Origin of the sequence: Maritimibacter sp. 55A14 (assembly GCF_003122205.1) — a bacterium.
Classification (GTDB): Bacteria; Pseudomonadota; Alphaproteobacteria; order Rhodobacterales; family Rhodobacteraceae; genus QEYE01.
Genome location: NZ_QEYE01000038.1, coordinates 1 through 11,308 on the forward strand (window position 1 = coordinate 1; position 11,308 = coordinate 11,308).

Sequence of the window (11,308 nt, forward strand, 5' to 3'; positions counted from 1 at the left end):
ACCATCTGGCAACGGTTACGGCGGATTTTGAACTGGCCGAGGGGCTCACACTGGGCGCAGGTTACCGTTACGGCCGCGAAGGAGGCGGGGACAGCCACACGCTGGGCGCGCTGCTGGTCTACGAGTTCGGGATCTGAGCATCGGGGGCGAGCGGGAAATGGACCGAGAGGAAAGCGACGCGGGATGACGAGATTACGTAGCCTCGTACCCAAGCCCCTGCTGCTTCTGGCTGCGATCGCGGGGGCGGCGCATGCGGCGGGGCAGGAGGGCCTGCCGGAAATCGCGGGCTCACCCCTTGATGTTGTGCCCCGCAGCGCCGCGGAGGCGGAAAGAGTGGCCGGGGTCGTGCGCCCCACCACGGATTTCTCGGCGGCGGAGCGGTTCGAGGCCAATCCTGGCGGGGCCGCCACGGTGCGGGCGCGCTCCGACAACAACGCCTTCTCGCTCTCCTCGGCCAACATGCCCTTCGACCGGGAGATGAACTTCAAGCTCGGCAACGGACTTTTCCGCAAGCTCTGGGTCTCGTCGCCCTCCTCCACCAGGGCGTCGGACGGGTTGGGGCCGCTCTACAATGCGCGGTCCTGCCAGCGCTGCCACCTGAAGGACGGCCGGGGACATCCGCCGGAGGGATCCGACGACGGGCGGGTTTCCATATTTCTGCGGCTTTCGGTCCCCGCCCCCGCCCAAGACCCGATGACCGAGATCGAGGCCTTCCTCCTGTCGGTGGGCGAGGCGGCCCCGCGTACCCGCCCCGATCCGACCTATGGCGGGCAGTTGCAGGACTTCGCCGTGGCCGGCCATGCGGCGGAGGGCCGGATGGAGATCGCCTATACCGAGCGCGAGGTCGCGCTTTCGGAAGGCGAGACAGCGTTTCTTCGCGCGCCGGCCTATTCGGTGTCGGAGCTTGGTTACGGGCCGATGGCGCCCGATGTCATGCTGTCGCCGCGGGTCGCGCCGCAGATGATCGGGCTGGGGCTGCTCGAAGCGGTCCCGGCCGAGGACATTCTGGCGCGCGCCGATCCCGATGACAGCGACGGCGACGGCATCTCCGGGCGGCCGCAGATCGTCTGGTCCTTGGAACAGGACGCGCCGATGCTGGGCCGCTTCGGCTGGAAGGCGGGCGCGCCATCGGTCAGGGTGCAATCCGCGGGCGCCTTCGCTGGCGATATCGGCATCTCCAATCCGATCTTCCCCGTCGCAGAAGGCGACTGCACCGCGCGGCAGCCTGCCTGCCTCGCCGGGCCGCATGGCGACGACGACGCGCGCGGGCAGGAGATCGACGCCGAGGGTCTGGATCTCGTGGCCTTCTACAGCCGCAACCTCGCCGTTCCGGCGCGCCGTGACGTGGACGATGCACAGGTTCTGCAGGGCAAGCGGGTCTTCTACGAGACCGGGTGCACAGCCTGTCACACACCCAAGCACGTGACCCACCGCCTGCGCGACCAGCCCGAGCAGAGCTTCCAGTTGATCTGGCCTTATACCGATTTGCTGCTGCACGACATGGGGCCGGGACTGGCCGACAACCGCCCGGAGGGGCGCGCGGACGGGCGCGAGTGGCGCACGCCGCCGCTCTGGGGGATCGGGCTGACGCGGCAGGTCAGCGGGCACAGTTATTTCCTGCACGACGGCCGGGCGCGGTCACTGCTGGAAGCGGTGCTCTGGCACGGGGGCGAGGCGCAGGCCGCCCGCGACCGCGTGATGGAGATGCCGGCCGAAGACCGCGCCGCCCTGATCCGATTCCTGGAGACCCTGTGATGCGTCTGTTCCCGGTCCTGACCTTGCTTCTTGCGCTCGCCCCGGCTGCGCAGGCCGGTATCGACGCGGCGCTCGACCGCCATGTCCTGCCCCGCACCGCCGCCTTCGCAGGGGCGACAGGCGCGCTGGCCGCCACCGCCGAAGACGACTGTACGGCGGCGGCGCTGCGGCTGGAATACCAGGCCGCATTCGACGCCTGGATGGGGATCGCGCATCTGCGCCTCGGTCCGCTGGAGGAGAACGGCCGCGCGCTGGCCATCGGCTTCTGGCCCGACAAGCGCGGCATGGTGGGCGACGCGGTGGCCCGCCTTCTGGCCGCGCGCGACCCGGCGGTCGGGAATCCGGACGATTTTGCCGGGGTGTCGGTCGCGGCGCGCGGCCTCTTCGCGCTGGAGCGGTTGCTCTACGAGCCTGACCTCTCCGACTACGGCCCGGACGCCTATGCCTGCGTGTTCAGTCGCGCCATCGCGCGGGATTTGGCGCGCATGGGCACGGCCATCGCGCGGGAATGGTCCGGCGGCTTCGCCGAAGCGATGCGCCGGCCGGGCAAGACCGGAGAGGCCATCTTCCTCAACCGGCGCGAAGCCGCGCAGGCGCTCTTTACCGCGCTGGTCACCGGGTTGGAATTCAATGCCGATCAACGCCTTGGCCGGCCGATGGGCAGTATCGACCGCCCACGTCCGGAACGCGCCGAGGCGCGCCGGTCGGGCCGGCCCCTACGCAACGTGATCCTGTCGCTGGAGGCGTTGCACGAACTGGGGCAGGGCCTGGGTGACGGCGCCATGCCGGAGACCGACGCCGCCTTCGCCACAGCGCTGGAGACTGCGCGGGAACTCGACGATCCGCTCTTCGCGGACGCCGGGACTCCGTCGGGCCGCCTTAAGCTGGAAATCCTGCAACAGCGTATCGAGGCCGCCGCCGATGCCGCGCGGCGTGAGATCGGCCCGGCGCTGGGCGTCTCGGCGGGTTTCAACGCCACGGACGGAGACTGACATGACCACCCGCCGCGCCTTTCTGGCCTCGCTCGCGGCTTCGGCCGTCTGGCCCTCGGCAAGCTGGGCCGAGGCGGGAAGCCCGGCCTTCCTGGCCGCCGCACGCGAGGCCGATGGCGGCTATGCGCTTTTCGGCCTGTCGGAGCGCGGCGCGGATATCTTCCGCATTCCGCTGCCGGATCGCGGCCACGCTGCCGCCGCGCATCCCTCCCACCCCGAGGCCGTCGCCTTCGCCCGGCGGCCGGGGAACTTCGCGCTGGTCATCGACTGCCTGCGCGGCCGGGTCGCGCACCGGCTGACCGCGCCTCGGGGGCGGCATTTCTACGGGCATGGCGTCTTCATCGAGGGCGGCGCGCTGCTTGTCACGACCGAGAACGAGATCGAAACCGGCCGCGGGCTGATCGGGCTCTGGTCGCGGGCGGAGGGCTATGCGCGCGTGGGCGAGATCGCCTCGGGCGGGATCGGCCCGCATGATCTGCTCGCGCTGCCCGGTGATCTGCTGGCGGTCGCCAATGGCGGCATCCGCACCCATCCCGACAGCGGCCGCGAGAAGCTCAACATCGACACGATGCGGCCGAATCTCAGCTATCTGACCGTCTCGGGCGGAATTGCGGAGCGGGTCGAGCTCGCGCCGGACATGCGCCACGCCTCGATCCGCCACCTGGCCGCGCAGGATGATCTCGTGGCCTTCGCCATGCAGTTGCAGGAGCCGCTGGCCGGCGTCGCGGTGCCGCTTCTCGGCCTGCACCGGCGCGGCGCGGCGCCCGTGCTCTGCCAGGCCGGGCTGGCCGACCAACTGGCGATGGAGGGCTATGCGGGCAGCGTCGCGATCGAGGGCGGGCGTGTCGGCATCACCTCGCCGCGCGGCGGGCGGCTGCAGCTTTTCGACCTTGACGGCGCGCACCGGCAGAGCTTCCGGCGGATGGATATCTGCGGGCTGGCGACCGGGCCGCGCGGGCTGGTGGCCACCGACGGGCTGGGCGGCGTGCTGGAGGTGGGCGAGCGGACGCTCCACCCCGTCACAACCGCGCCGCGCGCCTGGGACAATCACCTGGTGCGGGTGCCCGCGATCTAGGCGTTCGGGCCGATCTTGGCCGATTGGCACGCCGTCCCTTCGTCACTCGGCGATGACGTGGTGCGCGGCTTGCCCTGCCGGTCGGGGCCGTTGAACATGTGGGCGTCAGTCGCGTATCTCCAGCACGCCGCGATATGTGTCCAGATCATCCGTCACATCCATCGTCTCGAGCACCCGGATGATATCCCGTGCATCATGCGGAAACGTGTCGAACGGCATCGGCCGGAAGTTCCCGCCCCCGCCGATGAACATCAATCTCGCCACGAGCCCCTTGTAGGGAACGTAGATAAAGCAGGAAAAGCTGCGCCAATCTCTGACCGAGTACCCCTCGCCCATGCAAGTCACAAAGTGACGCGGGAGCCCGCCCGGACCCGGCTTCCTGTGAATGTAAATCCCAATGCCGGGGGGGAAGCACAGCCATGGCAACAAGGATCGCCGCTACAAGAAGTCTGACCGCGAAGATGCGCGAAACCCCGCCGAATCGCCGCCCCCGCGGCCCAAGTCACCCATGTGATGCACCGCCGGACAAGCGTCGCGCGTCATCCGGCGTATCCCGTCCCGGTTCTTCACACCCGTATTCTTCCAGGATCCGCGAAATCGTCTGTCTGATCGGCGCGCGTGGTTTATCGCCCGGTTCGAATTTCTTGCCGAAGCCAAGGATCAGAACCTTGAAACGGCACCCTTCCCTGAGCCGCCGATCAAGCTCCTGCCGCGATTGGTGAACGGTGACGCGGTAGAAATTGTCAGGGAGTTCGTAAGTGCCGGCATCGGTCCAGATGGCTCCGCAAAAGCCGGTAAACTCGAACTCCGGCACCGAACTTCTCGTTTTCCCGTACCAGTTCCATGGCGATTTTCGGCCTGTATTGCAGTACTCGGGCGCATCGTTATTGGTGACCGTGAACTCCTGGGTGTGGGAGAGGAAGATAAGGTGAAAAAGATAGGTTGGTCCAAGGATTACAAAAGTAACGAACGCCGCGGAAAAAAATATTGCACGTTTATGTCTCACTGGCACACCATCACAATGCGAAAAACGACTATATCAATACGCGCAGAAAGTGCGGGGCTCAATGAAGTTTCTTCAGCGCCGCTTCGGCCGCATTTTCAAAAGTTCGAGAGAAGCTCGTGCGAGAAATGAGCTTGTCCGGGATTGAGCGGGGGTCGGATCCCTCTTGCCACCGCACCCCGGTTCCGGAGAACTGTGGCGCCGCGTGCGGGTGACACGATCGAGTTGCGGAAGCGTTACCGCCGCCCGCCCGAAGCGCATACGCCAACCGACACAGTCAGCTTGAACGATTTGAGGAGACGCAGTGGCAGCCCGTAGGGGAGTCGAACCCCTCTTTCCAGGTTGAAAACCTGGCGTCCTAACCGATAGACGAACGGGCCACGGCGCGTGGGCCGCTAATTAGGCAAACTGGGGCACGGGCGCAAGAGGTTTCTTGCGAAAATTGCAGGCCCGCCGGATCAGGCGGGGGCGGCGTCCTCCAGCCGCAGCTTGGGACGCCGGCGTCCACCCCATGTGTCGATTTCCAGCCGTCCGGCGAGGTGGAACCGGGCGCCGTCATGCGCCTCCAGCGCGGGGCCGAGCGGGCCGTCGAAGGCGCCGAAGGCGATGGCGTCGAGCCGCGCGCCGCTCTCGTCGCCGAAACTCAGCCGCAGATGCGTCTCGCCGGCGCGCTTTGCAAAGAGGATGCGCTGCGCGGGCAGGGCGAAGCGCGGCGCCGGCGCGCCCGCGCCGTAGGGGCCCGCGCCCTCCAGCGCGGCGATCAGATCGCAGGTAGCGGCGGCGGGCATCAGCACCCCGTCAAGCGCCAGGTCGCGCGGTCCGGTCTCGCCCGCGCCCTGCCGCGCCAGCAGCTCGGATAACCGCGCCATCGCCGCGTCGAGCTGCCCGCGCGCGACGCTGAGCCCGGCCGCCATCCGGTGCCCGCCGCCCTTCAGAAGCAGCCCCTCCGCCGCCAGCCGCTGGACCGCCGCGCCCAGATCCACGCCCGCCACCGACCGGCCGGATCCCTTGCCCTCGTCGCCGTCCAGCCCGATCACCACGGCGGGGCGGTTCGTGGCCTCCTTGAGCCGTGCGGCGACGATGCCGACCACGCCCGGATGCCAGCCCTCGCCCGCCGCCCAGACGAGCGGCGCGTCGAGCCCGCGCGCCTCGGCCTGCGCCAGCGCGGCCTCGCGCACCGCCGCCTCGACTTCGCGGCGCTCGGAATTGAGCCGGTCGAGCCGCTCGGCCAGGGCCGCGGCCTCGTGCGGGTCACCGGTGGCCAGCAGCCGCGCGCCCAGATCGGCCTGCCCGATCCGCCCGCCCGCGTTGATCCGCGGCCCCAGCAGGAAGCCCAGGTGATAGGTGTTTGGCGCGGCGTCGAGCCGGGCGATGTCGGAGAGCGCGACCAGCCCCGGCCGGTGCCGCCGGGCCATCACCGCGAGGCCCTGGCGCACCAGCGCCCGGTTCACGCCGACGAGTGGCGCCACATCTGCGACCGTCGCGAGAGCCACCAGATCGAGAAGGCCCAGCAGGTCGGGCCCGTCCCGCCTAGCGGCGCGCATCAGCCGGTTGACCGCGACCAGCAGCAGGAAGACCACCCCCGCCGCGCAGAGATGTCCCAGGCTGCCATCCTCGTCCAGCCGGTTGGGGTTGACCACGGCCAGCGCGGGCGGCAGCGTCTCGGCGCCCAGGTGGTGGTCCAGCACCACCACATCCGCACCTTCCGCCGCAGCAATCGCATCGTGGCTGAGCGTGCCGCAATCCACGCAGAGGATCAGGTCATGCGCCCCGGCCAGCGCGCGCATGGCCGGCGGGTTCGGGCCGTAGCCCTCGTCGATCCGGTCGGGGATGTAGAGCGTGGCCTCCAGCCCCAGCGCCCGCAGCCAGGTGAGAAGCAGCGCCGCCGAGGCACCGCCATCCACGTCGTAATCGCCGAAGACGGCGATCCGCTCGCGCCCGGTGACGGCGGCCAGCAGGCGCTCCGCGGCGCGGTCCATGTCGCGCAGGCTCGAGGGGTCGGGCAGCAACTCGCGCAGCGACGGCGCCAGGAACGCCTCCGCCGCCTCGGCAGGTACGGCGCGGCGGGCGAGTACGCGGGCCAGCGCGGGGGCCAGGCCGGTTTGCTGCGCAATCGCCTCGGCGTGGCGTTCGGCATCGGGCGAAAGCCCGGTCCAGCGCCGCCCGGAAAGCGACGCCTCGACGCCCAGAACGCAGCTCACGGCGCCTCCGCGAGGATTTCGGCCGTGGCGCGGGCGGTTGCGAACTCGCCATGCAGATGCGCCACCGCCATATCGTGAGCGGCCTCCGGTCCGGGCGCGCGCGCGCCGGGTTTCCAGCCCATGTCGGCATTCGCGGTGAAGGCCGCGCAGGCGTCATGGGCCAGGGTGACGCCGAAGCCCAGATTGGCCGCCATGCGCACCGTGGTGGAGACGCAATGCGGCGTGGTCAGCCCGCAGACCGTCAGCCGGGTGATCCCGGCGGCGCGCAGACGGGCCTCCAGATAGGTGCCGATGAAGGCGGAGTTCACGGATTTCCGCACCACCGGTTCGCCCTCGCGCGGCTGGACCTCCGGTTTGAAGCCGGTGCCGCGCGCGGCCTCGGAGAGCGGGCTTCCGGGGGCCGTGCTGACATGGAGGATGTGGAAGACCGGGGCGCGGTGGCTGCGCCAATGCGCCAGCAGCGCGCCCGCATTGCGTTCGGCGCCGGGATTGTTGCGCGCGCCCCAGCGGGCATTGTCGAAGCCGGTCTGGATGTCGATGAGGATGAGCGCGCCCGGCATGGCCCGGCCCTCGTCAGACCTGGCTGCGGTAGCGCATCCGCCGGACCGAGCCGGTCGCGGATCGCATCAGCAGCGTCTCGGTCTCGACCCAGCCGGGTCCGCGTTTGACGCCCGTCAGGATCGAGCCGTCGGTGACGCCCGTAGCCGCGAAGATCACGTCGCGCGTCACCATGTCGTCGCGGGCATAGACGCGATCAAGATCGGTGATGCCGGCACGTTTCGCGCGGCCCTTTTCGTCGTCGTTGCGGAAAAGCAGCCGGCCGTAGATCTGCCCGCCCATGCATTTCAGGGCCGAGGCCGCCAGCACGCCCTCCGGCGCCCCGCCCGAGCCCATATACATGTCGATGCCGGTCTTTTCGGCCTCGGCGCAATGGATCACCCCGGCCACGTCGCCATCGGTGATCAGCCGGATCGCGGCGCCGGTACTGCGCACCGCGGCGATCATCTCCTCGTGCCGGGGGCGTTCGAGGATGCAGACGGTGATATCCTCCGGCGGGCAGCCCTTGGCCGCGGCCAGCGCGGTCACCCGTTCCGCCGGCGGCATGTCGAGCGTCACGACATCCTGCGGGTAGCCCGGCCCGATGGCCAGCTTCTCCATGTAGACGTCGGGGGCGTGCAGCATCGAGCCGCGCGGTCCCATCGAGATCACGGTCAGCGCGTTGGGCATGTCCTTGGCGGTCAGCGTCGTGCCTTCCAGCGGATCGAGCGCGATATCGACGCCGGGGCCTTCGCCGCTGCCCACTTCCTCGCCGATATAGAGCATCGGCGCCTCGTCGCGTTCGCCCTCGCCGATGACCACCACGCCGGCGATGTCGAGCAGGTTGAGCTGTTCGCGCATCGCGTTGACGGCCGCCTGGTCGGCCGCCTTTTCGTCGCCGCGGCCGATCAGCCCGGCAGAGGCCAGCGCGGCGGCCTCGGACACGCGGGCCAGGCCAAGCGACAGCAGGCGGTCATGGAAATCGGTGGCTTTCGACATGGGCGCGATCCTGTTGCAAGAGATGTGCGTATCCTGCTTTACGCGGGGCGGCGGGGGCCGCACAAGCCCCCGTGGCGGTGTTCAGACTTCCTCGATGCGCAGTGCGACGGGTGGGTCGACCAGCGTTCCGGTGGCCTCGATCCCCGCCAGCGCATGGGCCAGCGCGTCGGGACTGGTGGTGTGCGTGACGATCAGAACCGGCGCCGCGATGTCGTCATGGCCGTACTGGCGCATCCGGTTGATCGAGACGCCCGCGTCGCCCAGCGCCGTAGCGATCTTGGCCAGCGCACCCGGTTTGTCCTGCAGCATCAGGCGCAGGTAATAGGGCGCGGGCGCGGCGGAACAGGCGGGCGGCGCCGCGGCAAGGGTGCTGGCGGGCTGGCCGAAGGTGGGCAGCACAGCGCCGCGGGCGATATCCATCACATCGGCGATCACGGCGCTGGCCGTGGGGCCTTCGCCCGCGCCCGCGCCGCGCAGCACGATCTGGCCGACCGCGTCGCCTTCCAGGACGATCATGTTCATGGCATTGTCGAGCTGGCCCAGCGGCGACTTGGCCGGCACCAGGCAGGGTTGCATGCGCTGCTCCAGCCCGCGCCCGGTCATCTGTGCGACACCCAGCAGCTTGATCCGGTAGCCCATGTCGCGCGCCTGTTCGATATCGGCGATCGAGACCCGGTCGATGCCTTCGAGTTGCACCGCGTCGAATGCCACCCGCGTGCCGAAGGCGATCGAAGCCAGGAGCGCCAGCTTGTGGCCCGCGTCGATCCCGCCCACGTCGAGCGTCGGGTCGGCTTCGAGATAGCCCAGCGCATGGGCCTCCTCGAAGACCTCGTTATAGGTCAGATGCGCCTTGGCCATCCGCGTCAGGATGTAGTTGCAGGTGCCGTTCATCACTCCCATGACACGGGTGATGCGGTTGCCGGCCAGCCCCTCGGCGAGCGCCTTGACGCAGGGGATGCCGCCGGCCACGGCGGCCTCGAAACGCAGGGCGACGCCGGCGGCCTCGGCCGCCTCGGCCATCGCCTGGCCGTGGATCGCCAGCATCGCCTTGTTGGCGGTCACCACATGCTTGCCGCTTGCCAGCGCGGCCTCGACGGCGGCCTTGGCCGGTCCGTTCTCGCCGCCCATGAGTTCCAGGAAGACATCAACGTCGTCGCGGCGCGCCAGGGCGACCGGGTCGTCCTCCCAGTCGTAGTCCGACAGGTCCACGCCCCGGTTCTTGCCGCGCGAACGGGCCGAGACGGCGCTGATCGCCAGCGGTCGGCCGGCGCGCGCGGCCAGCAGATCGGGATGCGTCTGCACGATCTTCAGAAGCCCGGTTCCGACAGTGCCCAGACCGGCGATGCCGAGGCGCAGGGGTTCAGACATGGAAAAGGGTCTCCGTGGATTTGGGCAGGCGCGTTGCGGCGTCTGTTACTTCCTAAAGCGCGCGGGCGCAACTCACCCTTCGCCGGGCGCCGCCGGCTTCGGCGTCTCCCGAGGCGCGTCCGCGTCTGCGGGGCGGGTGACACCGCCTTCCAGGCGTTTGCGGTCGCCCTGGCCGATCACCGTCGCGTTCAGCGCCGCGGCCCTGCGGCGCAGGCTGTCGGCGCGGTCCGCCTGGCGTTCCATGTCCTCGGCCGAAAGCCGGCCCTCGCCCGGCTCGGGCAGGGCGCCGTCGAGCGGGATCAGACGCGGGCGCAGGTCCGGGTCGGCGGCGGTGGAAAAACCGGTATCGACCTTCGGGATCGGTTCCAGGCAGGCGGAAAGCGCCCAGAGCGGCAGGAAGAGCAGGAACAGGCGGATACGGATCATGGGCTCTGGCTGGCTGGAATGCGCAGGCGCGCGGCTGTGCGAGAGCCTAGTGGAGCGCGCTCGCCGCGGCAAGGCGGCAGGCGCGCCGCCGAAAGCTCTGGTATTGAACGTATGTTCAGTTAAAATCGCCTCCGAAACGGAGGCTTCATGGCACGCAAGACCGGATCACATGCCGAGATCACCGGGCCGCGCATCCGCGCCGCCGCGCTGCGGCTCTTCGCGGCCGAGGGGTTCGCGGCCGTGTCGATGCGCCGGATCGCGGCGGAGGTGGGGGTGCAGGCCGGGGCGCTCTATCTCTACACGCCCGACAAGCAGAGCCTGCTTTTTGAGCTGATGAAGGAGCATCTGGACGCGGTCTGGGAGGCCTGGCAGGCCGAGGATGAAGGCGGCGATCCCGTCGCGCGGCTGGAGCGTTTCGCGCGGTTCCACATCCGCTTCCACCTGGAGCGGCCGGAGGCGGTCTTCATCGCCTATATGGAGCTGCGCAACCTGGAGCCGGAGAATTTCGCTGTGATCGAGGGGCTGCGCGGGCGCTACGAGACCGCGCTGGAGGACATCCTCAAGGACGGACGCGAAACCGGTGCGTTCGATATCCCCGACACCAAGCTCGCCGCGATGGCGATCATCGCGATGCTCACGGGCGTCACCACGTGGTATCGCGAGGGCGGGCGGCTGGGGCGCGCCGACGTGGCGGAGATCTATGCCGGCATGGCGCTGGGTGCGGTGCGCGGCCGGACCGGCGCATAGCCCCTGCGCGCGGTGCGGGTCCGCGGAACGAGAGTTCCGCCTCCGGCGGGGATATTTGCGGCCTTATGTATCAAGCGCACCTGACCAGCCCCACCTGAGTGGTCCGGTTTGAGTGTTAGTGCATGATCGGCCTCTGGTCCATTGGCAGGATGGTTTCCGGGGCCGGTGGGCGGTAGCCCAAGGCACTGTGGGGTCGTCTGGTGTT

11 protein-coding genes and 1 tRNA gene are annotated in these 11,308 nt (G+C 69.5%); 4 read left to right on the plus strand and 8 right to left on the minus strand.

Annotation, left to right across the window (positions count from 1 at the left end):
* The first annotated feature begins 183 nt into the window (after nt 1-183).
* From DDZ14_RS18575 to DDZ14_RS18585, 3 genes are read left to right on the plus strand one after another with little or no spacing between them, the layout of a single operon-like run.
* Nucleotides 184-1,755 (plus strand): di-heme oxidoredictase family protein, encoded by a 1,572-nt coding sequence (locus DDZ14_RS18575; RefSeq protein WP_109426476.1) that lies wholly within the window; start codon nt 184-186, stop codon nt 1,753-1,755.
* Nucleotides 1,755-2,747: an imelysin family protein gene (locus DDZ14_RS18580; protein WP_109426477.1), complete on the plus strand. Its 993-nt coding sequence runs from the start codon at nt 1,755-1,757 to the stop codon at nt 2,745-2,747. The genes DDZ14_RS18575 and DDZ14_RS18580 overlap by 1 nt, the downstream gene beginning before the upstream one ends.
* Nucleotide 2,748: 1 nt before the next feature.
* Complete coding sequence (locus DDZ14_RS18585; protein WP_109426478.1) at nt 2,749-3,822, plus strand: DUF1513 domain-containing protein; 1,074 nt, start codon at nt 2,749-2,751, stop codon at nt 3,820-3,822.
* Nucleotides 3,823-3,927: 105 nt separating this feature from the next.
* Here the strand turns inward: DDZ14_RS18585 and DDZ14_RS19560 are convergent, their stop codons facing one another.
* The 8 genes from DDZ14_RS19560 to DDZ14_RS18620 form a co-directional block, all read right to left on the minus strand.
* Nucleotides 3,928-4,158, minus strand: coding sequence for a hypothetical protein (locus DDZ14_RS19560; protein ID WP_146193195.1), 231 nt, complete (start codon nt 4,156-4,158; stop codon nt 3,928-3,930).
* Between the two features lie 166 nt (nt 4,159-4,324).
* Nucleotides 4,325-4,828 carry a hypothetical protein gene (locus DDZ14_RS19565; protein ID WP_146193196.1) on the minus strand — a complete coding sequence of 168 codons (504 nt, stop codon included), beginning with the start codon at nt 4,826-4,828 and terminating at the stop codon, nt 4,325-4,327.
* Between the two features lie 302 nt (nt 4,829-5,130).
* Nucleotides 5,131-5,205 (minus strand) — tRNA-Glu (locus DDZ14_RS18595).
* 78 nt (nt 5,206-5,283) lie between these two features.
* Nucleotides 5,284-7,026 carry a single-stranded-DNA-specific exonuclease RecJ gene (gene recJ / locus DDZ14_RS18600; protein ID WP_109426480.1) on the minus strand — a complete coding sequence of 581 codons (1,743 nt, stop codon included), beginning with the start codon at nt 7,024-7,026 and terminating at the stop codon, nt 5,284-5,286.
* A complete protein-coding gene (locus DDZ14_RS18605; RefSeq protein ID WP_109426481.1) occupies nt 7,023-7,586 on the minus strand; it encodes a cysteine hydrolase family protein in 564 nt (187 codons plus the stop codon). The genes recJ and DDZ14_RS18605 overlap by 4 nt, the downstream gene beginning before the upstream one ends.
* Nucleotides 7,587-7,599: 13 nt before the next feature.
* Nucleotides 7,600-8,562 (minus strand): class II fructose-bisphosphatase, encoded by a 963-nt coding sequence (glpX, locus tag DDZ14_RS18610; RefSeq protein ID WP_109426482.1) that lies wholly within the window; start codon nt 8,560-8,562, stop codon nt 7,600-7,602.
* 81 nt (nt 8,563-8,643) lie between these two features.
* On the minus strand, nt 8,644-9,930 hold the full coding sequence (locus DDZ14_RS18615) for a homoserine dehydrogenase (RefSeq protein ID WP_109426483.1): 1,287 nt from the start codon (nt 9,928-9,930) through the stop codon (nt 8,644-8,646).
* Between the two features lie 72 nt (nt 9,931-10,002).
* Nucleotides 10,003-10,356 (minus strand): hypothetical protein, encoded by a 354-nt coding sequence (locus DDZ14_RS18620; protein WP_109426484.1) that lies wholly within the window; start codon nt 10,354-10,356, stop codon nt 10,003-10,005.
* 147 nt (nt 10,357-10,503) lie between these two features.
* On the opposite strand from DDZ14_RS18620, the gene DDZ14_RS18625 reads away from it, so the two are divergent.
* Nucleotides 10,504-11,103 carry a TetR/AcrR family transcriptional regulator gene (locus DDZ14_RS18625; RefSeq protein ID WP_109426485.1) on the plus strand — a complete coding sequence of 200 codons (600 nt, stop codon included), beginning with the start codon at nt 10,504-10,506 and terminating at the stop codon, nt 11,101-11,103.
* The last annotated feature ends 205 nt before the right edge of the window (nt 11,104-11,308 follow it).